This window comes from Aeromonas sp. FDAARGOS 1408, assembly GCF_019048665.1.
Taxonomy (GTDB): domain Bacteria; phylum Pseudomonadota; class Gammaproteobacteria; order Enterobacterales; family Aeromonadaceae; genus Aeromonas; species Aeromonas dhakensis.
On sequence record NZ_CP077394.1, the window covers coordinates 3626298 to 3649612 of the forward strand.

Sequence of the window (23315 nt, forward strand, 5' to 3'; positions counted from 1 at the left end):
ACTCCTCACCACGAGAGCCTCATGTCTGCCAGCCAAGCGTTCGCCAGTCACCATGCCACCTTCAACCACGTCTGGTCTTCCCTCTTGCTGGAGGAACTCTTTCGCCTCGGCGTGCGCGACATCGCACTGGCCTCCGGCTCGCGCTCGGCGCCGCTCACCATGGCGGCCGCCGCCCACCCCGGCTTTCGCCGCCATCTGCACTTTGACGAGCGCGGCCTCGGCTTCATGGCGCTGGGGCTGGCCAAGGGCAGTGGGCGCCCGGTGGCGGTGATCATGACCTCGGGCACCGCGGTGGCCAACCTCTGGCCGGCGGTGGCCGAGGCCCAGCTCACCGGCGTGCCGCTCATCATTCTCTCGGCCGACCGGCCGCCCGAGCTCATCGACAACGGGGCAAATCAGGCCATCGATCAGCAGGGGATCTTCGGCCGCTACCCCGTCTATCAGCAGAACCTGCCGAGCCCCACCGCCACCATCCCGGCCGCCTTCGTGCTGAGCTCGGTGGATCAGGCGCTGGCCCAGCAGGCACGCACACCGGGGCCGGTGCACTTCAACTGCATGTACCCGGAGCCCCTCTATCCGGGCGACGCCTATCTGGACTTCTCCGCCTATCTGGCCCCCCTCGGTGACTGGCTCCGCTCGTCCGAGCCCTGGAGCCCCTGGCAACTGGCGCAGGCCCCCTGCCCGTGTCAGCCCGACTGGGACGAGCTGCAGGGTAAGCGCGGCCTCATCGTCGCCGGCCGCATTCAGGATCCCGCCCAGGCCAAGGCAGTCGCCGCGCTGGCCGAGCGGCTCGGCTGGCCACTGCTGGCAGACCTGCAGAGTCAGCTGCGCTTCGATGGCCGCAATCTGGTGCACGCAGATCTCGCCCTGCAACACAGCGGCTTCGTGGCCGAGCTGGCCCGGGCCGAGGTGCTGCTGCAATTTGGCGCCCGCCTCATCTCCAAGCGACTCGGCCAGTTCATCAAGCAGCAGCCCTGGCAGGCATACTGGCTCATCGACCCGCAGCCAGCCCGGCTCGACCCGGACTACCGGCTGCGCCGCCGCCTGCTGTGCGAACCCGGCGCCTTTGCCGCCGCCCATCCGGTGGCGCATTCGCACCTGCCCTGGCACCGGTTGGCGGAGCGCCAGCAGTCCGTCAGCCAGCAGGTGCGCAGCGCCTGCGAGCGTTTCTCCGAGCTCGGGGTGTGCCACCGTCTGAATCAGCTGATCAAGGGTCAGCTGTTTGTCGGCAACAGCATGCCGGCCCGGCTGATGGACATGCTCGGCGAGGCGGGCAAGGGCCCCAGCCGGGTGATGACCAACCGCGGCGCCTCCGGCATCGACGGTCTCATCGCCACCGCCTACGGCTTCGCGCAATCGATCGAGCCAGGCAGCGACGAGCCCACCACCCTGCTGCTCGGGGATCTCAGCGCCCTGCACGATCTCAACAGCCTGGCGCTGCTCGGCAAGGCGAGCCGGCCGCTGGTGGTGATCCTGCTCAACAACGATGGCGGCAGCATCTTTCGCATGTTGCCGGTGCCGACCCAGGACGCACTGCTGGAGACCTACTACTGCCTGCCCCACGGCCTGCACTTCGAGCACGCCGCCGCCATGTTTGGCCTCCACTACCGGGCGCCGGCCACCCTCGCCGACTTTGAGCGGGACTACGCCGCCGCACTGGAAAAGGGGGTAACGCTGATTGAAATCAAGGTCCCCAGCAGCGAAGTCGCCGAGGATCTGAAGGCACTGGGAAGCGCGATCCGTGGCAGCTAGTGCCGACCAGCCGACGCTGGTGCTGCTGCACGGCCTGCTCGGCGATGCCCAAGACTGGCAACCCGTACAGGCAGCCCTGGCCGACCTCCCCAGCCTGGCGCTGGATCTGCCGGGTCACGGCAGCAACCAGGCTGTGCGGGTGAGCGGTTTTGACCAGGCCCATCGCTGGCTGTGCGACGAGCTGGCCGCGCGCGGCATCGGTCGCTACCAACTGGTGGGCTATTCGCTGGGGGGGCGGCTCGCCCTCTATCACGCCAGCCAGACGCCGGTGGGGCTGCAGGCCCTGCTGCTGGAAAACTGCCACCCCGGCCTGCCCGCCGAAGAGCGCGCTGCGCGCCTGACCCACGACGAAAGCTGGGCCCGGCGCTTCGAGCAGGAGCCCCTGGCGAGCGTGCTGGCGGACTGGTATCGGCAAGGGGTGTTCGCCGATCTGGACGATCATTCCCGCGCCCGCCAGATAGCCCGCCGCCTTGGCAACGACGGCAAGGCCGTGGCCGCCATGCTGCGTGCCACCTCCCTTGGCAAGCAGCCGAACCTGGCCCCCTGGCTGGCGCAAGGCACGCTGCCGGTCACCTGGGTGAGCGGCAGGCGGGATCACAAATTCCATCAGCTGGCTTGCCTCATGGCGAGTCAGCAGAGCAAAATCAACCACTTGGAGCTGGATGGCGGCCACAACCTGCATGCCCACCAGCCTGAGGCCTTTGCCCGGCTCCTCGCGGAGTGGGTCAACCAACAACAAGAAGAGAAGCGTCATGATTGAAGCAATGACTGAAGCGGAACTCTATGCCCCCGTCGAGTGGCGTGATTGCTCCGCCGGTTACGAGGACATCCTCTATCACAAGTCCGGCGATGGCATTGCCAAGATCACCATCAACCGCCCCCAGGTGCGCAACGCCTTCCGCCCCCGCACCGTCAAAGAGATGCTGCAGGCGCTGGCCGATGCCCGCTACGACGATCAGGTCGGCACCATCATCCTGACCGGCTTCGGTGAAAAAGCCTTCTGCGCCGGCGGTGACCAGAAGATCCGTGGCGACTACGGTGGCTATCGCGATGACGAGGGCACCCATCACCTCAACGTGCTCGACTTCCAGCGCGACATCCGCACCTGCCCGAAACCGGTCGTTGCCATGGTGGCCGGCTATGCGGTCGGTGGCGGCCACGTCCTGCACATGATGTGCGATCTGACCATCGCCGCCGACAACGCCCAGTTTGGCCAGACCGGCCCGAAAGTGGGCTCCTTCGACGGCGGCTGGGGTGCCTCCTACATGGCGCGCATCGTCGGCCAGAAGAAGGCCCGCGAAATCTGGTTCCTCTGCCGCATGTACGATGCCAAGCAAGCCCTCGACATGGGGCTGGTCAATACCGTCGTGCCGCTGGCAGAGCTGGAGCGTGAAACCGTGCGCTGGTGCCGCGAGATGCTGCAGAACAGCCCGATGGCGCTGCGCTGCCTGAAGGCCGCCCTCAACGCCGACTGCGACGGCCAGGCCGGCTTGCAGGAGCTGGCGGGGAATGCCACCATGCTGTTCTACATGACCGAAGAGGGTCAGGAAGGGCGCAACGCGTTCAACGAGAAACGCCGTCCCGACTTCTCCAAATACAAGCGGAATCCCTGATGACACTCGCTCTCTATCGCTACCAACTGCCTTTTACCCAGCCCCTGACCTTTCACGGCAAGGTGGAGGTGGCGCGAGAGGGCCTGCTGGTCCGCGTTGACGACGGCTGGGGGGAGATAGCCCCCCTGCCCGGCTTCTCCCGCGAGAGCATGGCCGAGGCGCAAGCCGAAGCCATCGCCAGTCTGGAGCGGCTGGCTGCGGGGCAGGAGATAGCCCCGCAGCTCCCTTCGGTGCAATTCGGGCTGGACTGTGCCCGCCGCTGCTGGCCAGCCCAGACAGCCCCGCTGCCCGAACCCTATCCCCTTATTCAGGGCTCCCCCCAGGAGCTGCTGAAGAACTGGAAGAACTGGCTTCACAAGACCCCGAACAAGGCCAAGCTGAAGGTGGCCCGTTACCCCATGCGCGACGAGCTGGCGCTGATCCGCCTGCTGTGCGACCGCATTCCCACCCTCAAGCTGGTGCTGGACGCCAACCAGGGCTGGACCCGCGAGGAGGCCTGGGCCTTCTGCGGTCATCTGGACCCGAACCGGATCGAATATCTGGAAGACCCCTGCGCCGACTTTGCCGACATCGCCTTCGTGGCCAATCGCACCGGCATGCCGGTGGCCATCGACGAGCTGCTGGCCCAGGGCAAGCCGTGGGAACCCATTCCCCAGCTGCGCGCCCTGGTGCTCAAGCCGACCCTGCTCGGTTCGCTGGCCCACTGCGAGGCACTGGTGACCCGGGCCCACGAGCTGCGCCTCAAGGTGATCGTCTCTTCCTGTTTCGAATCCGGCGTCGGTCTGAACCAGCTGTTCCATCTGGCCGGCGAATGGGCACCGGAACAGGCCCCCGGCCTGGATACCCGGCGCTGGCTGGCCGCCGATCTGCTGGACGCCGCCGGCAAACCCGATCCAAGCCTGCTGGAGCCCCTGTTTCACCACGATTGAAGGGGCCTGCATGCCACCCTTGTCTGACCATCACTCCCATCCCGAACCCTGCCCGGTGCGTCACTGGGCGCGATCCGCTCCCGCTCGCATCGCCATTCACGCCACCGTCCCGCTCACCTACCGGCAACTGGACGCCAGGCTCAACAGCCTGTGCCAGCAGCTGGCCATGGCCGGCCTGCAACCGGGAGATCGCCTCGCCGCCGTGGTACGCGGTGCGCTGGAAGATGTGCTGCTGACCTGGGCCTGCGTGCGCAGCGCCATCGTCTTCTGCCCGCTCAACCCCGCCTTTCCGCTGACCCGGCAAACGGAGCTCGCGACCCTGCTCGACGTCAGGGCCTGCTGGTCGGCGAGCGAGATCCCGGCCGGCAGCTGGCAACCGCTACGGCTCGACTTCACTCGTGAGCTGGTGGCGGACGAAGGCGACTGCATGCTGGATCCTGCCCGGCTCAACAACATGATCCTCACCTCGGGTTCCAGCGGCACGCCCAAGGCCGTGGTGCACCGGCTGGCCAACCACCTGGCCTCGGCGCGAGGCTCCACCAGCCAGATCCCGCTCGATGAGCGTTGTGGCTGGCTGCTCTCCCTGCCGCTGTTTCATGTCGGCGGTTACGCCATTCTGTTCCGGGTCTTTCTGGCGGGCGCAGCCCTGGTGCTGGACGATCGCGCCCGCCCGCTCAGGGAGCGGCTCGAACAACAACCCATCACCCATCTATCCCTGGTACCGACCCAGCTCTGGCGACTGCTGGCGCAGGGCTTCGATCCCGCTCGAACCCGGCTGCGCGAGCTGCTGCTCGGGGGCGCCGCCATCCCCCAGCCGCTGGTGCACAGGCTCACCGCCATGGGGCTGGTGCCCAAGGTGAGCTATGGCCTCTCCGAGATGGGCAGCCAGGTCTGCACCGGCCGGCCGGCCGCCGCTGGCGTGGTGGGCAAGGCGCTGCCGGGGCGGGAGGTCTGCATCCGCCAGGGGGAGATCTGCGTGCGCGGCGAGACGCTGTTTGCGGGCTACTTCAAGGAAGGGGGGCTGGCGCGGCCGCTCGACGAGGACGGCTGGTTCCACACCCGCGACAAGGGGCATTTCAACGCGGATGGCGAACTGGTGGTGGAGGGGCGGCTCGACAACCTCTTCATCTCGGGGGGCGAGAACATTCAGCCCGAGACCATAGAGCAGCGGCTGGTGGATCACCCCGCAGTTGCACAGGCGCTGGTGGTGCCGGTGCCGAGCGACGAGTGGGGGCAGAGGCCCGCCGCCTTCATCGACTGGCATGGCGAGCCGCGGCCTTATGCCGAGCTGGCGACCTGGATCCGGCAGACCCTGCCCGGCTTCATGGTGCCGGACCAATGGCATCCCTGGCCCGATCTCGGGGGGCAACTCAAGCCGCAGCGCAGGCAATATCAACGCATGCTGCAGGAACAGTGATCAGCCATGCGACAATTTCAGACATGGTGGAGCCATCCAAATACACACTTTATTCGAAAGAAAATGCTGGCGGCGTCAAAATACCCCTCACAGGCAGGGGGAAGTGAGAACGATTACATACACGACCCTCTTTTTGTGTGTTTTTTGAACTGAACGAGCCGCCTGTAGTACCATATTCCCCGCCATGCATTTAAACGCAAAGGTAACTAGTTGATAGTTAAAGATATTGCTAATTTCCCATTATTTGAACAAAGACTGCATGGTGGTAAAATGCTCTCCTTGGCAGTAAGACGAGTCACACATGAGTAACAAAAATTATAAAATTGCAGAGGATATCTTTTTCTCCGCTGCAATATTCCGACTCTCGAAAGGAGACAAGGACATCAAGCTCAGCAACAAGGAAGCCGAGCTGCTCGAGATGCTGTGTGATGAGGCAGGTACTGTCATTGCCAGAAGCAAGCTGCAGGATGCCTTGTGGCCGAACCAGGACAATACCGACACCAACCTGAACCGGCAGATCCTCTCGTTGAGACGAAAGCTGGAATCATTCGGTTTGATGGATGCGATCGATACTATCCCGCGGGTGGGATATATCTTCTGCGCCCCCATTGAAGTGGCCGGAGAGACCGAGGAGGCAGTGCCGAATGAAGAAATTCAGACGGTCGCAACCGCCAATGTGCCCCAGGTCAGACGGCAATATACCCGCCGTAAATATGATCGCTATTTCAGCCCGCAGCGTATTTTGCTGGTTGCACTCTTGCTGGTATCGCTGACCGCGCTGGTCATCAGCATATATCACTATGCCACGGCCAATACGCTGCGCACCATCAATCTTGGCCATGTTTCTCTTTATATGACCAGTGATACCGAGCAAGCATTGAAGGTAAAGATCGATGCGCTCTCACCGTTGGTCCAGAAAATTTCGCGCAAGGATGATGAACAGGTATCCCTGCTGGTCGGAAAAGAAGCCATCAGCTATTTTTCCATCGACAACAACAGTCGCCAGCTGTCAGAAAATGTCTTTTTATTGCGCAATGGTCATCCGCTTGCCGAAGAGGTGCAATGCGTTATTTCCACCATGGCTCAGCAGGGAAAGAATGTTTCCCATAACTATTACAACAATACCGACACCACAGTTCGATATCACAGCAATTGCCAGGCGCCGGACAACTGGGTTGAGCTGACCAGAAAGAACAAGTTCATTGTTACACTGAGCCGTGAAATAGTCGTGGCAACCATTATAGCTACCGACAGCCAGGGTCAGACGCTATTCAATCTGGATTCCGTCGGGGATCTGGAGCGGGATGATGGCGATATTTCGGTAGAGGTAAAAAATACCATCGTCAATTACATCGATCAAAAGGCACTGACCAATAACGGCATGGTAGCAACCCTGGTGGCCGCCTTGACCCCCCCTAAACAGAAAGCACAGTTTGTGCAGTTGCCGGGGGGCATTTACCTCTCCAGTTATCTGGGTGGCGTTATCAACTGGCCCAGTCTGGGTAATTCAAAGGTCATTCAGCGCAATGACTTCTGACCTTATTCATAGGCAACGATAAAGTTGGCCACGGCGGAATAATCCCCGGGCTGGATGGTCTTGGCAGCCAGCGCGTCCGGATGCGCTTCCACCCGGGCAAAGAACTGCAGCTCATTGTCCGCCGCACCGCCCAGCAGATAACCGCGGGAGGGGGTGCCCAGATCCAGTGGTGACTGGGTCACGTCATAGAGGCGGATCCCGGCGCCCTTGGCCATCCCGGCGGTAAACGCCAGCCCGCCGCTGAGCTGGGGATCCTGCGAGCCGGTAAAGGTCACCTTGGCCATGCGAAAGATCCCCGGCTTGCAGTTGGTCAGCCGGATGGAGAAAGGCACTTGGACCCCGGCCCCGTTGGCATAGAGCTCCTTCACGTCGACCACCCCCATCTCGACCTCCTGCTCGATGGATTCGGGAGCAATCTCGCACGGCTGATCGATGATCCGGCCATGGAGGTGGACCGTGTTGCCAAGCAACTCCAAGTCATCGCCGGCACGGGGAGCCGCCGTTACCGCCAACAGCGGGCACAGCGCCAGGCCTATCCACAATGTCCGCAACATATGACAACTCCTCACTGAAATTCGGCAACTATGGTTGCGGTGGCGTAGAAGTCACCCGCAGGAATATCAGCACCTACCGGTGTTATCGGCGCGGCAATAAAGCCCCAGTCACCAATGTTTCCTTGCATGGAAACCGGATAAAATGTATTCAAATTCAGCTGAGAACCATCCAGCTGCTTGAACTTTATGCCCAAATCGGAAATGACATTTCCACCTTGATAGCCATCCCGAGTTGTCCGCAGATAGTCTTGGTTGAAAGAGGTTGGTTTTCCAGAAATACCAAGATTGATCTTCAAGGCATCCCCTTCAAAAACACCACCACGACATTGAAATGTCAGAGGGACCGTCTTTTCAAAATTATTCCCATCCAATCCAGATCCTGGCAAATCACCAAATTCTACTTCAATAGTCTGCCCACCGTTAATTACGCATTCTTCTGGTACATATAAAATTGCAGATGTAATCGTAATTCGAGACATTGGCAAATTATTGAAATCTGTAGTGGTAGACCCTAGGCGACCATACATCTCTACGACTTGACGATCCGATATTTGTACACCATTAATTATTTGTTTTCTTACACGGAAGGTTACTCGCCCACGGCTACCACTTTCGAAATTATTTATTCTTGTCTCTTTTCCCTTAGTACAAGAGTAATTTGGGTAATCATTACTTTCATTCGGAAATGGGGCCGTAACAAACTTTTTCTTCCAACCAGCTATCCAAATTTCGACCTTCATATCCAGAAAGTCATTTAGTTTTACAAAACCATCACCTGCTTGAGGCAAGCCATCCGTCATGGTCGCCTTATAGTACACTGGAGATTGTGGAATGCTTCTATCCGGGCAGGTAACGATACCCGAATATTGCCCCCCCAAGTTCCACTCAAACGCCTTGGTAGTAAAACCAGGTTTGTTTTGAATATCAGCCTTATCCAACGATATATAGTAATCATGGGTTGGGTTGGGCGTCACATAACCATTTGCCAATGCCGTTCCTGCAAACAGCATAAGGCTTGAACAGAAGATGGAACGTAGCATAGGCCTTACTCGCTCTTCACGGCTTTACAGGCATTGCCTGTGCACTGGTATTTGATATCCATATATCCGCCGTAGTCATTGACGTAGCTGATCACAAATTCATTGCCCAGCGTTTCCGGGATGTTGACCGTCTGCTCGGACTTGGGTGCCACCATAAAGGCGGAGAAGCCCTTGATGGCGGTTCTCCCCTTGCCCTGCGGATGGCCGAGGCCCACGTAGGTGATGTAGTAAGGGGTGGGGTTGTTCACCTGCAGGGCCTTGCCCTGCTTGGTGATCAGCACCTGATCCTGCCAGATGGCGCCGCGCTCGGGCAAAATGGCCTCGGGGCGGTAGAACAGCTTGATCTTGGACTGCACGGCAATCTGCATCACGTTGCTCTTCTCGCTCTTGGGCGGGATCTCGCGCAGGTTGAAGTAGTAGATCGACTCGCGATCCTTGGGCAGGCTGTCGATGGCCGGCACGCTGGCGATGCGCACGATGGACTTCTGGTTGGCATCCACCCGCTGTACCGGCGGCAGCACCACGAAGGGTGAAGAGATCTTCTGCCCCTGGGCATCTTCAATCCAGGACTGCGCCAGATAGGGCAGCTTCTGGTTCTCGTTCTTGATGTTGAGGCTGATGGACTTGGCACCACCCGGATAGACGGCGCGAGTACGGTCCAGCACGATGGCAGCGCTGACGTTGAGCGAGGTCATGCCCAGCACGGCCAGACAGGTATAAGAGAGCAGCTTTTTCATCGGTATCCCATTACTTGCAAGTGAGAGTCTTCATCGACAGATCGGTTACTTGTTGCGGTGCCACTATCTTGCACTGGCGGGCGCCGCCCCAGGAGAGTTCAAACGCTTCATTCGGTTTCACCCCGGTCAGATAGACCAGGCCATCTTCATCCACCACCGAGAGCACACGGCCGGAATCCCTGACGACGGTGGCACCAAACGGCGGCACTGAGCCATCGGACAGCTTGACGTTGGCCAGCAGCTTGAACCCTTCGGCGATTTCGAAGGCATTATACCCAATTGCCCCCTCGGTCAGGGTCCCCTGCTTGATGGCGTTCATCGCATCGATGTCGTCGCTCAGCTGATCCACGTCCACCCGGGTGTCGCTCTTGCGATAGTCGGTCATGTCGCTGATCACCGCGACGCCAAAGCGGTTGGTCACGGCGCGGCCGTTGTTGAAGGAGACGCCGGAGGTCTTGTCGGTATCCACCATCATGCGGGTGCCGCCACGACGGGTCGCCTGATGCAGAGCCGCCCCGTGCTCGGTCGCCGTCAGGCCGCCGCGCAGGCTGGCACCGACCGAGGTGTACTCGCTCTGCACGCTGTAGGCATTGAGGCTGACCGCCCCGATGTCGCTGTTGTGGTTGTAGTAACCCCGCGCCACGGCGTGACCATTGCTCTGCACGCCCGCCCCCAGCTGATAGGTGTCATCCGGCCGGCTGTAGTCCTGATAGGTGGCCAGGTGGGTCACCTTGCCGTTGGAGGACTGCACGCTGTATCCCGCGCTCTTTCGGTCTCCGATCGGCATGCTCAGGGTCAGCATGACGCTCTTGTCATCCTCGTAGTTCTCGGTCTTGGTCTTGTAGGCCGACACATAGACGGAGACATCCTTGAAGCTGCCGATATTCACGTTCTTGTTGATGGTGAGGCCGTAGCGATCCTCGGCGTCATGTTCCCAATAGGTTCTGTGGGTGTAGTCCAGGTAGACGGTCAGCGCCTTGGCCGCATCATCCGCCCAGAAGGTCTTGTTGGCGGTGATGGTGTAAAGCTCCTTGTCACCCCAGTTGTTGTAGTCATCGCTCGAGGTGTTCTCGTTCTTCTCCAGCCGATCCTTGTTATTGAGGAACTGCGACATGGTCATGAAGTCATGCTGGGAGAAGCGATAGCCGGCGAAGGTGATCGAGCTGTTGTATTCATCGAACTGCTTGGCGTAGTTCACCCGCACCGACTGGCCAATCTTGGTCGACAAGCCGGGCAGCTTGGAAATGGATTGGGTCAGGTCGGCGGAAATGGCACCGAAGGCATAGAGATCACGACCGATACCCAGCCCCATGGAGTTGTATTCACCCGCAACCAGACTGCCGCCATAGAGCGACCAGGAGTTTGCCACCCCCCAGGAGAAATCACCGGTGACGAAGGCAGGGCCGTGCACGTCGTGCACCGAGTCCGTCTGTTCGGAAGGGGCGCCGACCGCCAGGTTGTATCTGACATAACCGGGACGGGTCAGATAGGGCACAGTTGCCGTGTCGACCTGGAACGAGTTGACGCTGCCATCCTGCTCTTCCACCCGCACATCGAGACGGCCGCGCACCGAGCTGTCCAGCCCCTGGATGCGAAACGGACCGGCCGGTACGTTGGTCTCATAGAGGATGCGACCGGACTGGGAGACGGTCACCTTGGCATTGGTCTTGGCGATGCCGCTCACTTCCGGCGCATAGCCCTGCAGGCTCGGCGGCAGCATGCGCTCGTCATTGGCCAGGTTGACGCCGGTATAGCGAAAACCGTCGATCAGCTGGGAGTTGAGCTGCTGCTCACCCACCGTCAGCTTGGCGGCCATGTTCGGCAGCGGACGATAGGCGTAGATGCGGTTCAGCTCGGAAGTGGTCCGATCGTTGTCGCCCCAGTAGGCATTGGTCTGATAGTCGCCGCGCAGGCGCCAGGCACCGTAGTTGAACCCCAGGGTGCCGTAGCTGCTGATGTTACGGTTGGAGTAGCCATCGCCCTCGTTGATCTGGGCGTTGATGTTGTAGTCCAGCATCATCCCCGGGATCCCTTCATCCCACTGCTCGGGCGGAATCCAGTTGGGATCGCTGTACTTCATCCACGCCTGGGGCACGGCGATGTGCAGCAGGCCGTTGCCGATATCGTTGGCGATCACCACGCCGTCCAGCGCCAGCAGGTTGGCACACTGACCGTCGTGCCAGCTGTCGATCTTGGCGATGGCCTCGTCGGTCAGCGCCAGCTTGGGGATCACCTCTTGCGGCAGGCAGGCCACCCCGCCCTTCCCCTTGCCGGTGTCGGTCTCGTAGAAGGGGATTTTCTGCAGGGGCAGCTTGTTCTTGTTGACCTCGATCTCGAGGTAGTAGTCGCCGGGCAGGATGTAGCCTTCGTCGGCAAACTGGGAGAGGTCGATCTTGGTCCGTTCGTCCAGATCGAGCGCATCAATATTAAACTCCGTCTCTGCCCATGCATGATTCGCCACCGCCATCAGGCCGGGCACGCACAGCATAAAAGCCATTTTGGAATAATGTTTTTTTCTCACAGAGTCTGATGTTGAAACGCTCATATATTTACTCTAGGAATTGCATAACGGTCTCACGTAATGAGGTATCTACACTAAGCAATTGGCTTGCTTACATATAATTGAGTTCAAACAGCGTCGTACTGTTAGGAAAAAACAGTTGACTGCTGGTCAGACCCAAATTGAATTCCAGATCACTGTTGACGATATCCGAAATAATAAATCTCTCGCCGGATACCTTGTGATATTGGCCGTTGTTGAGAATGCCAAGCTCATCACTCATGGCACCGCGCACGGACATGGAAATAAAAGGCAGTGATGCCTCTGCTGCTCCTTCAACCTGACAGCCGCTGATTTTCAACGTGCCCGGTTGCCTGGCCTGCAAAGGAATGCTGCGCTGCACGTCCAGGGTACAGCCCGACTCGGCCAGCCCATCCGAAATCTCGTTGGCGTGGACTGATCCCGCCATCATCACCAGCTGCAGCACCATGGCTGCCATCATTGAAGTTTTCATGATCAAGGTTCGATGTGAGGAGACAGAAGGTGTGAAGTTGTGGTGGCATCAGCCACCACAACCCTGGTCACACGTTAAGGCAGTCGATTACTCGTAGGAGAGAGTAAAGTTGGTCACTGCGGTGAAAGCGCCAGCTTTCAGCGGGTAGGTGTCTTGGCTTGCATAACCTTTCAGCACGGCGCTGAAGGGCAGCTCGTTGTCACCGTTGACCAGACCGAAGGCGGCTGTCGGTTCACCCAGCACGATAGCAGCGCCAGTGCCAGGGGCGGTCATCTTGATACCGGCACCAGCGGCGTCACCACCACCAATAACCAGCAGGCTGGAATCTACCGGGTCTTTGGCACCGCTGAAGGTGACCTTGACGGCATCTTCAGTATCGGAGATTTCACAGTTCAGCAGCTTGATGCTGAACGGCTTGGAGTTGGACTCGCCACCGTTGGCCAGCTCTTTGGTGCTGATCTGACCCATTTCAACTACCTGGTCAACAGACTCAGGAGCAACGGAGCAAGGAGCGTTGATGATTTCACCGTTGAAGGTGACTTTACCTGAACCGGTGTTGCCAGCAGCAAAAGCGGTGCCGCACAGCAGCATGGAACCAACACCCATAGCAACCAGAATTTTGTTAGCTTTCATTCGTTTATACCTACATTAACGTGTGTTGTACTGCATCACTCCAATCATGCTGGAGTCACGATCTTCAGTGATGCCGCGATATACTGCACAGCATGCCGGTGCCTGTTCTCTCATTAAGCCGGTGAGAGGCGACATCAATAACTTGCTGTGCCTTTATGGTTTATCTAAATAAGCAAAAGCAGCTCACCGCATAAGGAGCAGTTCCCGCTACACCTCAACTGCACAACTACATACATCCCTGTCGTCTGTGCAGAAAGCCGTGCTCCGCTTTTGCTTGATGAACAAATTAACGACTCATATGATGCACATCAAATACATTTTGATTTTTATAAATTCTTTTATAAACACATAAAAAACAATTACTTATAGCCATGACGACACATTTATGAATGCCGTAAAATAAATATCGTTCATATAGCAAACACGGATTGGATTATTTTAAATCAGACAACTTCAACCGCTTAACAGCAATTAACAAAAACTCAACAACAAAATAATTCCAGATCACGTTTTTTGTTTCTTGAATACCCCTGACGTCATACATAAAACAGCTCAGGTAATCAGGTAATCAGGTAATCAGGTAATCAGGTAATCAGGTAATCAGGTAATCAGGTAATCAGGTAATCAGGTAATCAGGTAATCAGGTAATCAGGTAATCAGGTAATCATTCTAACCAGGTTCCACTTGTGCAGGGAAACACCAACAAGCTTCCTTTTATTATCCCCTTGTTCACTCCCAAGGTCATGCTGAACCATGTTTGTGATCGACATAAAAATACTGAGTTCGCCCGTTATTCATAATGGCAAGGGAGATAAGAATGAATTTTTCAGGATATTCATTCAAAAAAACATTAAGGAAAACCAGCCGTTTATCCTGGACCGCGGAGAATAAAAAACTATTTGTGACCCATACCTCACACTTTTTTATGGTGATTGATTTCTCAAAGTGCGATGTTATCATCTAGACATAGAGTAAAGGGCAAACCGATCGAAAGGTCGGGACGCAAAGCCACCGGTCTAAGGGTTCATAACCTAAGACAGCGGAGCTGCCATCTGAGAAGAGCGATGTCATCAGCTGTATCTGTGTCATTCTCTTTGATTGCGTTGCCCTTTTCGTACAACGACATGTGACGAAAAGGACATAAAAATGAACACTTCCACCACTTCCGTTCGCAACAGCGCCATCCGTTTTGCCTCTTCTGCCGCCGCAGCCATGCTGCTGGGTGCCGCTTTGTTGCCAGCTACTGCCTCCGCCTACGATGGCAGCATCACCTTCACCGGTACCATCTACGAAGCCCCCTGTGACTTCGCCGACAACAGCGTGACCTGCTACTCGGGCACCCAGCGTCAGACCATGGATCTGGCCAGCCTGCAGCAAGCCGGCAGCCTCAATACCATCAGCAGCACCATGCAGTACAAGCTGGCTGCCGGCAGCAGCAACATGGCCATAGTGACCGTCAGCTACCTCTGATCCCGTCACTTCCGTCACCCGCCCGAGGTTGTTCATTGCCTCGGGCGGATCTGCTCGCACCGTGAAGGGTGAGCACCCACTGCCATGCTCAGGCAGCGGCTGATAACGCCTGCCCGCGACTCCCCATCACTTTTCCTCCTATTTTTTCTGCGTCCATACCGAGCTCAGCCAGCGGCCTTCTCACTACGCCCCCAACTTTCTGCTCAGACAAGTCAGCGCTTTTTCTGCGGGTTTGCCGGCTTCGCATTGTCGCGACGCCACATGACCAGCACATCTCAAACGAGACTTTGATCACAGTTGCCAGCCTCAGACTGAGATCCCCCCCAGATGGCAGATGAGTCCTTGCTATCAACCAGGCCCCCAATGGGGCTCACTTTGTTTTGATTCAATCTAAATAAATGATTTATATGGCCTGATTGGTGGGTTGATATCCTTTTGGAGCTGAATAGATTGCACGCGTCAATCACGCAGACAATCAAGCAAAGGGATAAAAATGAACAATCTGGGTACCAGGTTGCTGCTGCTGGCAGCACCGGGCCTGCTTGCCACTTCGGCGCTGGCCAACTACTCCCCCTCCGACTGGCAACAGTATCAACTCAAAGGTGAATCCAGCCGTCAGCTGGGGGATCAGCTCACCGAAGTGACCTACGAGCTGAGCGCCCGCAGTGGCGACGCCCCCTATCAACAGCTGAGGGTGTATCGTCGCTTCGACTGGAGCGAAGCCAACCTGGCCGCACTGGCAGAACAGCAGTGCGGCGAACCCCAGCTCAAGATCGAGCAGGGCTGGCAGATCCGCTACCTCAGCTGTGAAGAGGTGGTGCCGGCCGGCAAGGCTGTCCCGGCCAGCAGCTATGACTTTGGCTACGGCATGAAACAGGGCCGCTGGGAGCCACTGGCAGGCACCCCGACCGCGCCGCGTCAGGACCGTCTGCCGCTGGCGGAGCGGGTCATCCTGGGTCACAGCGAGCAGGAGCTGGATCGCTGCGAGCTCAACGCCGAGGGGCGCTGCGCCGAGCAGGCATGGCAGTACCAGCCGCAAAACTGGCAACAGTTGAAGGTACTGGAAGAGACCCCCAACGAGCGGGATGGCCGCCTCGAGCAGATCTTCTTCCGTCTGCAGCCGGTTGCGGGCAGCCAGGCCGCCCGTCAGGTGAGCGAGCTGCACGTCTGGCGCCAGTACACCTGGTTGCTGGAACAGGCCAAGACCCAACAGGAGTGTGATGAACCCCAGACCCGTCAGGAAGGGGACAAGACCATCAGCTACCGGGTGTGCCGTCAGACCCTGCCCGCCGGCAGCGAGGTACAGGTGGTCTTGAAGGACACCGGCTATCAATACCCGGTGGGGGGCAGCGAATGGCAGACCCTGCCGGAGACAACCGAATGGCAGGAGAGCCGGGTGCTCAATCGCCCCATCATGCTGGCCAGCAAGGAGGAGCAGCTCGACTGCCGCCGTGCCGACGGCCGCGCCTGCTCCGAGCCGGACCTGCCCGATACCGATCTGCTGGACGCCGAAGCGGCCAGGATAGTGCAGGATGCCAGTGGCCAGCCCGCCCCTGTCTGGCAGGAGAACTATGGTCACGACGATGCCAAACTGCTGGCCGTGTCCCGCGGCATCCAGAGCCTGCTGGCGGCCAATCAGCCGGCCCATCCGGCCATGAAGCTGCTGCTGGAATACGTGCGTGCCCACAACTACCACAACTACGGCAAGCACAAGGAAGACGGTCCGGCCGCCGCCGAGGCGCTGGCCGAGGCGCTGACCGCGCTGGGTGCCCATCCGCTGCTCTTCCCGGAGCAACCCACCGATGAGGTGGGCTACGTGATCGGTGCCTGGAGCATCGCCCTGCACGGCCAGTTCAAGAGCCCGGCAGTACAGAGCCGCTTTGGTACCCTGCTCGGCGAGTTCAACCAGATGCTGGCCTACAGCACCCGCCATGCCAGCGAGATCAACGGCCAGCACGCCTGGGCGACCGGCCTGTTCGATCTGCTCAACTTCCTCGACTTCGCCAGCGACTACAGCGATCCCTTCGCCAGCGACTTCCGCCAGCAGGATGGCGAGCTGCGCAAGCAGCTGCACGCCCTCGGCATGAGCGAACTCGCGTTGTGGAAAGGGCGGGATGGCGCCGATCTGTTCTTGCTCAACAACGTGCTGGATGCCTACACCCGCCTCTACCGGGTCGCCCGATATACCCGCCCGGACGAGCTCGACGGCTACCGCAGGCTGCTGGATGACTCCGTCATCACCCTCGTTCGCCACCACGACCTGATCCCCGGTGGTCAGCAGAGCCAGGATCTGCTGGAAGACATGTCGCTGACCCTCTCCACCTACTACCTGACCTACACGGACCGCACCAGCGAAGCCTGCATCAGCGGTGACTTCGCCGGGCTCTGCACCCCGATCCGGGTGGAGGATGTGCTGCCGTTCGAGCACACCTGCTCGCCGACCCTGCGCCTGCGAGCCCAGGATCTGACCATGGATCAGGCCGAGGGGATCTGCCGTGAACTGGGCGCCGAAGAACAGCAGTTCCATCAGCAGATGGAAACTGGCTGGCAGCCGGTGGCAGACGATCACAACGAGGCACTGGAGCTGGTGATCTTCGACTCCTCCGCCGACTGGAAACGCTACGGCAGCGCCCTGTTTGGCGGCGTCTCCACCGACAACGGCGGTATCTACATTGAGGGAGATCCGGCTCGCCCCGGCAACCAGGCCCGCTTCTTCGCCTACGAGGCGGAGTGGAAGCGCCCTGCGTTCCAGGTCTGGAACCTGCGCCACGAGTACGTGCACTACCTGGACGGCCGCTTCAACCAGTACGGCAGCTTCGGCCACTACCCGCTCAACCGCACCACCTGGTGGTCGGAAGGGCTGGCGGAATTCATCGCCCACGGCCAGTGCTTCGCCCGCGGTCTGGACAACGTCGCCGGCCGCCCGGCAGGGGATCGTCCGGCCCTGGCCGACATCCTGCACCTGGATTACGACAAGGGCGGCGAGATGGTCTACTCCTGGTCCTACACGGTGCATCGCTTCCTGAACGAGACCGGTCGCGGCGCCAGCTGGCTGGCCATGGCCCAGGCCCTGCGCAACCCGGATCAACAGCAGGCGATGAGCGCCTTCGAAGCCGAGCTGGACCAGCTGATTGCCAATGACAGCGAGGCCTACCAGCAGTGGCTCGGCCGCGAGCTGCTGCCCTGGTGGGAGGCCAACAAGGACTCCGACGAGTGCAAGGCCAACGACTCTTCCCACTGAGACGCTGGCATCAATACCCAAGGGCGGCCATGGCCGCCCTTTTTATTGGAAGATGATAAGCAGCACAGGATCAATCAGTTAGCCATTCCCGCCATGCGACAACCTCTGCCCGAGTGACGCCATCTGCGGTCATCAAGCCTGACGCGCGGCGGCAACTTGTAATAGAATGACCCCCTGTCATCTCTTACTTCAGACCCGAACCGCACCGCGCATGAAGAAGTTTGCCAAGATCCTGCTCGCCTGCCTCTGCCTGTTGCTGGCCTCTGCCGCCGCCCTGCTTGGCTACAGCGAGTGGACCGTCTCGGACGCCCGTCACTACACCTATGACGACGTCAACGCGGTGCCCTACAACCGGGTCGCCCTTGTGCTCGGCACCTCCAAGTACCTGATTGGCGGCAGCCCGAACCACTACTTCAAATACCGGATCAAGGCCGCCGCCGAGCTCTACAACAACGGCAAGGTGGACTACATCCTGGTCTCCGGCGACAACGCCACCGTGCAGTACAACGAACCGCGCCAGATGCGGCGGGCCCTGATCCAGGCCGGTATTCCGGCCAGCGCCATCTATAGCGACTACGCTGGTTTCCGGACTCTGGATTCCATCGTGCGGGCCAAGGAGGTGTTCGGCCAGGCCCACTTCACCGTGGTCTCGCAGGCTTTTCACAACGAGCGCGCCATCTTCATCGCCCGCCATTTCGGCATCGAGGCGGTCGGCTTCAACGCCGTGGATCCCAGCGCCTATCAGGGCATCAAGACCCGGGTACGCGAGGTGTTCGCCCGCCTGATGGGGCTGCTCGACCTCTACGTGCTGGACAAGGGGCCCAAGTTCCTCGGCGAGCCCATCGTCATCGGCGGCCCGGTTCCCTGCCAGGCGTTGAGCACCATAGGGGCGAGCCAGCCCTGCCTGCCCATCAAGCCGCCCTCTCATCAGCCGAAGGCCAAGCCGGCAGCGGCAGTGAGCGCTGCAACCGCCACCAGTGCAGCAACGCCAACCAGCAGTGCCGCCGTGCCGAGCGAGGCAACGCCCGTGGATAATCCGGCTGCCACCAGTGCGGCGCCGCCAACCAGCAGTGTGCTGACCCCTCAATAAAAGAGACCCGCCATCCGGCGGGTCTCTTTTATTGGACTTGGTATTTCCAGCAATCAGGCCAGCGCCTCGGCGTAGCGCCGTGCCACCTCGTTCCAGTCGATCACCTTGTAAAACGCGGCTATGTAGTCGGGGCGCTTGTTCTGATACTTGAGGTAGTAGGCGTGCTCCCACACATCCAGCCCCAAGATGGGCACCAGCCCATCCTGCAGGGGGCTGTCCTGGTTGGCGCTGCTCACTACCTGCAGCTTGCTGCGACCATCGACCACCAGCCAGGCCCAGCCGCTGCCAAAACGGCTCAGGGCGGCCTGGGTAAAGGCCTGTTTGAAGGCCTCCAACCCGCCCAGATCCCGCTGGATCGCCGCAGCCAGCTCGCCGGCCGGCTCGCCACCGCCCTGGGGACTCATCACCCGCCAGAACAGGCTGTGGTTGGCGTGACCGCCGCCGTGATTGCGCACCGCCCCCTGTAGTTGGAGAGGCAGGCTGTCGAAGCGGGCAAGCAGCGCCTCCACCGGCAACGCCGCCAGTTCGGGGTGATCGGCCAGCGCCGCATTGAGGTTGTTGATGTAAGTCTGGTGATGGCGACTGTGATGGATCTCCATGGTCAGCGCGTCGATATGGGGTTCCAGTGCGTCGTAGGCATAGGCAAGGGCAGGCAGGGTATGGCTCATGGTCACCTCTGTTTATTGTGATTAATGCAGTTGCGGGGCTGGCTCGGTCTGACACAGACACTGGCCGAGGCAGCGGCGGATGCCGTCGTGGCTGCCGTGCTTGCGCACGAAGGCGAGCAATTCGGTATGGGTGCTGCGGGTGTGGCGCAGGGCGGCATCCCGCAGGGCTCCGGAGCAGGCGGGGGACTGGCTGGTGGCGAGCAGGCAGTCGTGGATGTGACACAGCAGGTCAGCGGCCCGCTCCGGCAGCGCCATCGCCACCAGCAGATCCGCCAGGTTGTGGTGGGCCACCACCAGCGCGGCCACCGCCTCGTCCACATCGTGCCAGTCGGCAAACTGCTGGCGGGCCAACCACAGCGCCTGTTGATAGCAGGAGAGCGCCTTGGCGTGCTCACCGGCATCGAAATGGCGGTTGCCGCTCATGGTCTGCACCTTCCAGTGCACCATGCTGCTGTCGCTCTCCCCCGTCCCTACCCAACCTCTTACCCAGCTTGCCGACATAGGCTCCAACACCACAAATGATAATAATTATTATTTAACTTATATGAGGGGCGAACACAAGGGATAGTTGTGCCGGCACAGCCAACAACCCTGCCCATATGGGTAGGGCTTTTTTGAATCTGTCTGTTTGGTGATCATTTGCACAGATGCAAACGTCCCGTTCCGCCATGCTGGTCGGTATCGGCATGATGCCGGTGGCTGCCGCTGCGGCAGTCTCTCTTCACAAGGATGGACAAGATGAAAAAATGGCTATTGGTGCTGTTGTGCGCCCTGCCCATGCTGGGCCAGGCGGCAGGTTATACCCAGACCCGCTACCCCATAGTGCTGGTGCACGGCCTGTTCGGCTTCGACAAGCTGCTCGGGGTCGACTACTTCTACGGCATTCCCCAGGCACTGACCCGGGATGGCGCCAGGGTCTACGTGGCCCAGGTCTCCGCCACCCAGAGTTCGGAACTGCGCGGTGAGCAGCTACTCAAGCAGGTACAGCAGGTGCTCGCCATCACCGGGGCGGAGAAGGTGAACCTCATCGGCCACTCCCACGGCGGCCCCACCATTCGCTACGTCGCCTCGGTCGCCCCTGAGCTGGTCGCCTCCGCCACCAGCGTGGGCGGGGTCAACTACGGCTCGGAGATCGCCGATCTGGTACGCGCCAACGTGGCACCGGGCTCGGTGGCCGAGAAGCTGGCGGTGGCCGCCGCCTCGGCCCTGTCCGGGGTCATCTCGCTGCTCTCCGGGGGCAGCCAGCTGCCACAGGATCCCCTCGCCGCCCTCGATGCCCTCACCAGCGCTGGCGCCCAGCGCTTCAACCAGCGCTATCCGGAAGGGCTGCCCAGCCAGTATTGCGGCGAAGGGCCCATGCAGGCTGCCAACGGGGTCTACTACTTCTCCTGGAGCGGGCGCGGCACCATGACCAACATCCTGGATCCGGTGGATCCGGCGCTGGCGCTGACCGGCAGCTTCTTCAAGGAGCCCAACGACGGCCTGGTCGGGGTGTGCAGCAGCCACCTCGGCAAGGTGATCGGCACCGACTACCGGATGAACCATCTGGACGAGGTGAACCAGTCGTTCGGCATTCGCCACCTGTTCGAGACCGACCCGGTCGGCCTCTATCGCCAGCACGCCAACCGCCTGCAGAGACTGGGGTTATGAACAAGGCATGGCTGATGGCCGCTCTGCTGGGAGCGGCCCTGCTGCTGGGGGGTTGGCAGCTGTGGCCCGCCCCGAGCCCCGACTCGGCCGCCCCCATGGGGCAAGAGGCCGGGCCGGTTTCCCCTCTGGCTCGGCAGGTGGCCCCCTCGCCCGATGAGCACTCGCTGCAGGCTCGCTATGAGGCCTTTCTTGCCGCCGAAAGCAGCCTGACGGTGCCGACCGACCCGGGCCTGGCCAGCCTGCAGGTACTGTTCGACGAGCGCGAGCAGTTGCGCCAGCAGAGCTTCACCCCGGCCGAGCAGGAGCAGCTGTTTGCCGAGGATCGGCTGATGGAGCAGTGGACCCTGCGCCGCAAGGCGCTGGCGGAGGCCAGCGATGCCGACAAGCCGCTGCTGGCGAGCGAGCTCGAGCTCTGGCTGGCGGAGCAGCCCCAGTGGTTTCGGGAGGCGGAGGCCAACAGCCGCCTGCTCGGCGATCTGCAGAGTCTGGAGCGACTGCCGGCGGCCGAGCGCGACGCCGTGCTGCGCGAGCAGCTGGGACCGGAGGCGGCGGACCGGCTGCACCAGCTGGCGGAGAGTCAGCAGGGGTTCGAGCAGCAGCTGGCCGGCTATCTGGCCGAACTCAAGCCCCTGCCCGCCGAGCGGCGGGCCGAGCAGCAGTCGGAGATCCTGGCGCGCTGGTTCGAGCCCGGCCAGTGGCGACGGGTGGAAGCCCTCACCCGGCTCAGGCTGGGCGAGTGACCGCCACAATAACCAAAATAAAAAGGGGCCCACATCTGGGCCCCTTGCTTTGATACTGCCGTGCTTACTGCGGCTTGTTGGCACCCGGCAGCGGCTGCCAGGTGAGGCGGGTCACCTGGGGTCCCTGCACCTTGCACTTGAGGCTCAGGTCCTGCCACCCCTTGTCACGGCGCAGGGAGACTTCCCCCTCGATGCCCTCGGCGCTGCTCTTGAGCTTGGCCGGCTCGAAGGTCACCTTGTCCCCCCCGGCCAGCGTCATCAGCTTGCCGTTGCAGAGCCAGTGGGCGAGCTCCGCCCCCTTGAGCTTGACGCCCCCCTTGGCCGCCTTCTGTTCGGCGGCGCTCGGCGCAAACAGCTGGCCCAGCTCGGCCGCCCGTTTGGTGAGCCAGGCTTCTCGCTGCTGCATGCTCATCTTGCTGACGAACTCGGCGGGCTGGCCCTTCTCGTCCAGCCACCGGGTCAGCTTGCCGCCGTCGTCAAAGGCGAACTGGGCGGCGGGCTCCTTCACCCCGAACAGCTTGCCGCCCTTGAAGTAGTAACGGCTCTCCCCTTCTTGCTTGCCCTGCTCGTTCATGATGGGCACGGCGATGATGACGGGAGCGCCATCCACCCAGGCCTTGATGTCTATGCTGTCGTGGCTGAACAGACGGGTATCGAGGGCGCTCTCGGCCCCCTTTTCCATCAGGGAGAACTGCTCGGCGAGGGAGGCCGCCATCGAAGGCAGGGAGCAGAGCCCCAGTCCCAGGCCGAGGCTCAGGGCGATCACGGTATTGCGCATAAGTGTCCTGTGATTGGCCTAAGGGCCAAGGTTAGCTTTCTATCAGCCAGGCCCGCAGCTCCTCCCGGTGGCGATCGCCCAGGGGGATGGACTGGCGGGACTGGTAGTCAAAATGGATCAGGGTGGTTTCGGCGGTCACCGCCAGCTCGCCCTCCTGCCAGGCTTCCTGCCAGAGCGTGAAGGAGCTGGAGCCGATGCGGCGTACCCCGGTTTTGATCAATACCTGCTGGCCGTAGAACAGCTCCCGTTTGAACTGCACCGTGTAGCCCGCGATGATCAGATGCCAGTTGTGCACATCCAGCTCGGGGGAGAAGATGCGAAACAGCGGGTCGCGGGCCGATTCAAACCAGACCGCCGGCACCGTGTTGTTGATGTGGCCGAGGGCATCTGTCTCTTGAAAACGGGGTTGGATCTGCATTTCCAGCATGGATATCGACTCCTTGTCGTTGGAC

General features: G+C 60.5%; 21 protein-coding genes and 1 riboswitch. Of the genes, 11 read left to right on the top strand and 10 right to left on the bottom strand.

From position 1 onward, the window contains the following. The first annotated feature begins 21 nt into the window (after positions 1-21). The 6 genes from menD (at position 22) to I6L38_RS16705 (ending at position 7248) form a co-directional block, all read left to right on the top strand. On the top strand, positions 22-1752 hold the full coding sequence (gene menD, locus I6L38_RS16680; RefSeq protein ID WP_201885219.1) for a 2-succinyl-5-enolpyruvyl-6-hydroxy-3-cyclohexene-1-carboxylic-acid synthase: 1731 nt from the start codon (positions 22-24) through the stop codon (positions 1750-1752). Further along, positions 1742-2512 (top strand): 2-succinyl-6-hydroxy-2,4-cyclohexadiene-1-carboxylate synthase, encoded by a 771-nt coding sequence (menH, locus tag I6L38_RS16685; protein ID WP_201882597.1) that lies wholly within the window; start codon positions 1742-1744, stop codon positions 2510-2512. The genes menD and menH overlap by 11 nt, the downstream gene beginning before the upstream one ends. A 4-nt stretch (positions 2513-2516) precedes the next feature. After that, positions 2517-3365 (top strand): 1,4-dihydroxy-2-naphthoyl-CoA synthase, encoded by an 849-nt coding sequence (gene menB / locus I6L38_RS16690; protein WP_019841092.1) that lies wholly within the window; start codon positions 2517-2519, stop codon positions 3363-3365. After that, positions 3365-4294, top strand: a complete 930-nt coding sequence (gene menC, locus I6L38_RS16695) for an o-succinylbenzoate synthase (protein WP_201882599.1) — start codon at positions 3365-3367, stop codon at positions 4292-4294. The genes menB and menC overlap by 1 nt, the downstream gene beginning before the upstream one ends. 10 nt (positions 4295-4304) lie before the next feature. Then, positions 4305-5711 (top strand): o-succinylbenzoate--CoA ligase, encoded by a 1407-nt coding sequence (gene menE / locus I6L38_RS16700; protein WP_201885220.1) that lies wholly within the window; start codon positions 4305-4307, stop codon positions 5709-5711. 301 nt (positions 5712-6012) lie between these two features. Then, the gene (locus tag I6L38_RS16705) at positions 6013-7248 is read left to right on the top strand and encodes a winged helix-turn-helix domain-containing protein (protein ID WP_005308366.1); all 1236 of its coding nucleotides are present in this window, start codon (positions 6013-6015) and stop codon (positions 7246-7248) included. A 2-nt stretch (positions 7249-7250) separates the two neighbouring features. On the opposite strand, the gene I6L38_RS16710 is transcribed toward I6L38_RS16705, so the two are convergent. From I6L38_RS16710 to I6L38_RS16735, 6 genes are all read right to left on the bottom strand, one after another. After that, on the bottom strand, positions 7251-7802 hold the full coding sequence (locus I6L38_RS16710) for a fimbrial protein (RefSeq protein WP_017783618.1): 552 nt from the start codon (positions 7800-7802) through the stop codon (positions 7251-7253). Positions 7803-7813: 11 nt separating this feature from the next. Continuing rightward, a complete protein-coding gene (locus I6L38_RS16715) occupies positions 7814-8842 on the bottom strand; it encodes a fimbrial protein (protein ID WP_005308359.1) in 1029 nt (342 codons plus the stop codon). Between the two features lie 5 nt (positions 8843-8847). Then, positions 8848-9579 carry a molecular chaperone gene (locus I6L38_RS16720; protein ID WP_201882467.1) on the bottom strand — a complete coding sequence of 244 codons (732 nt, stop codon included), beginning with the start codon at positions 9577-9579 and terminating at the stop codon, positions 8848-8850. Between the two features lie 10 nt (positions 9580-9589). Then, positions 9590-12124 carry a fimbria/pilus outer membrane usher protein gene (locus I6L38_RS16725; RefSeq protein ID WP_201882465.1) on the bottom strand — a complete coding sequence of 845 codons (2535 nt, stop codon included), beginning with the start codon at positions 12122-12124 and terminating at the stop codon, positions 9590-9592. A 67-nt stretch (positions 12125-12191) separates the two neighbouring features. Continuing rightward, positions 12192-12581 carry a hypothetical protein gene (locus I6L38_RS16730; protein WP_043169438.1) on the bottom strand — a complete coding sequence of 130 codons (390 nt, stop codon included), beginning with the start codon at positions 12579-12581 and terminating at the stop codon, positions 12192-12194. A gap of 99 nt (positions 12582-12680) precedes the next feature. Then, positions 12681-13226: a fimbrial protein gene (locus I6L38_RS16735; protein WP_139431249.1), complete on the bottom strand. Its 546-nt coding sequence runs from the start codon at positions 13224-13226 to the stop codon at positions 12681-12683. A gap of 967 nt (positions 13227-14193) precedes the next feature. After that, positions 14194-14279: riboswitch (cyclic di-GMP riboswitch) on the top strand. Between the two features lie 93 nt (positions 14280-14372). Between I6L38_RS16735 and I6L38_RS16740 the strand changes: the two genes are divergently transcribed. The 3 genes from I6L38_RS16740 (at position 14373) to I6L38_RS16750 (ending at position 19027) form a co-directional block, all read left to right on the top strand. Further along, positions 14373-14696 (top strand): hypothetical protein, encoded by a 324-nt coding sequence (locus I6L38_RS16740; RefSeq protein WP_019841007.1) that lies wholly within the window; start codon positions 14373-14375, stop codon positions 14694-14696. Between the two features lie 493 nt (positions 14697-15189). Continuing rightward, positions 15190-17937: a collagenase gene (locus tag I6L38_RS16745; protein ID WP_201882451.1), complete on the top strand. Its 2748-nt coding sequence runs from the start codon at positions 15190-15192 to the stop codon at positions 17935-17937. A 166-nt stretch (positions 17938-18103) separates the two neighbouring features. Beyond that, the gene (locus tag I6L38_RS16750; protein ID WP_201882448.1) at positions 18104-19027 is read left to right on the top strand and encodes a vancomycin high temperature exclusion protein; all 924 of its coding nucleotides are present in this window, start codon (positions 18104-18106) and stop codon (positions 19025-19027) included. A gap of 53 nt (positions 19028-19080) precedes the next feature. Here I6L38_RS16750 and I6L38_RS16755 read toward each other — a convergent pair whose 3' ends face one another. After that, positions 19081-19695: a superoxide dismutase gene (locus tag I6L38_RS16755; RefSeq protein WP_201882446.1), complete on the bottom strand. Its 615-nt coding sequence runs from the start codon at positions 19693-19695 to the stop codon at positions 19081-19083. A 21-nt stretch (positions 19696-19716) separates the two neighbouring features. Then, complete coding sequence (locus I6L38_RS16760; protein WP_065018381.1) at positions 19717-20142, bottom strand: hypothetical protein; 426 nt, start codon at positions 20140-20142, stop codon at positions 19717-19719. A 291-nt stretch (positions 20143-20433) separates the two neighbouring features. Between I6L38_RS16760 and I6L38_RS16765 the strand changes: the two genes are divergently transcribed. Continuing rightward, positions 20434-21345, top strand: coding sequence for a triacylglycerol lipase (locus I6L38_RS16765; protein WP_005308335.1), 912 nt, complete (start codon positions 20434-20436; stop codon positions 21343-21345). Next, the gene (locus tag I6L38_RS16770) at positions 21342-22085 is read left to right on the top strand and encodes a lipase secretion chaperone (protein ID WP_216988748.1); all 744 of its coding nucleotides are present in this window, start codon (positions 21342-21344) and stop codon (positions 22083-22085) included. Before I6L38_RS16765 ends, I6L38_RS16770 begins: the two co-directional genes overlap by 4 nt. A gap of 64 nt (positions 22086-22149) precedes the next feature. On the opposite strand, the gene I6L38_RS16775 is transcribed toward I6L38_RS16770, so the two are convergent. Together I6L38_RS16775 and I6L38_RS16780 are read right to left on the bottom strand one after the other, a co-directional pair. Then, positions 22150-22863: a hypothetical protein gene (locus I6L38_RS16775; protein WP_043170985.1), complete on the bottom strand. Its 714-nt coding sequence runs from the start codon at positions 22861-22863 to the stop codon at positions 22150-22152. Between the two features lie 31 nt (positions 22864-22894). Then, the gene (locus I6L38_RS16780) at positions 22895-23290 is read right to left on the bottom strand and encodes a thioesterase family protein (RefSeq protein WP_005308329.1); all 396 of its coding nucleotides are present in this window, start codon (positions 23288-23290) and stop codon (positions 22895-22897) included. Positions 23291-23315 lie beyond the last annotated feature (25 nt).